The organism is Candidatus Infernicultor aquiphilus, assembly GCF_002784285.1.
Classification (GTDB): domain Bacteria; phylum Atribacterota; class Phoenicimicrobiia; order Phoenicimicrobiales; family Phoenicimicrobiaceae; genus Infernicultor; species Infernicultor aquiphilus.
Genome location: NZ_PFKO01000054.1, coordinates 1 through 647 on the forward strand (window position 1 = coordinate 1; position 647 = coordinate 647).

Annotated in this window: 1 protein-coding gene; it reads left to right on the forward strand. The window is 33.1% G+C overall.

Features of this window, described 5'->3' with window-relative positions:
• Positions 1-39: 39 nt before the first annotated feature.
• Positions 40-647 (forward strand): cyclodeaminase/cyclohydrolase family protein (locus COZ07_RS01550; protein ID WP_406606840.1); only part of this gene is annotated, 608 nt, incomplete at its 3' end.

Here is a 647-nt window from a genome sequence, read left to right on the forward strand (position 1 = left end):
AATATACTATATACTAATAAATTAAGGGGGGAAAATATAATGTTAATCGATAAAAAAGTTAGTAATTTTTTAGACGAATTAGCTTCTAATTCACCAACTCCTGGTGGTGGAAGCGTGGCAGCATTAACTGGTGCACTGGGAGCAGCTTTAATTTCTATGGTAGGTAATTTAACCGTTGGCAAAAAAAAATATGAAGATGTGGAAGAAGATTTTAAAAAAATTATAAGTTCTTCGGAAAAACTGCGTTATGAATTAAGCCAATTGATAGAAGAAGATGTTAAAGCTTTTAATAATTTTATGGCTACTTATAAAATGCCCCAGGAAACTGAAACAGAAAAAAAGATCAGGTCAGAAAAGATACAGGAGTCTTTAATCGAAGCAGCCAAAGTTCCCCTCAGAGCAGCTTATAAATGTCTGGAAATCTTGAGTCTTTCTAAGGAAGTTGCTGAAAAAGGAAATATTAATGCGGTAAGTGATGCCGGAATTGCAGCTTTAATGGCAGATGCAGCACTGGAGAGCGCTATATTGAATGTAAAAATAAATTTGAGAATGATTAAAAATGAAAAAATAAGGACCGAGCTGTCCTCTTCTATAAAAGAATTATTACTAAAAGAAAAAGGCCAGAAGGAAAAAGTATTAGAAATAGT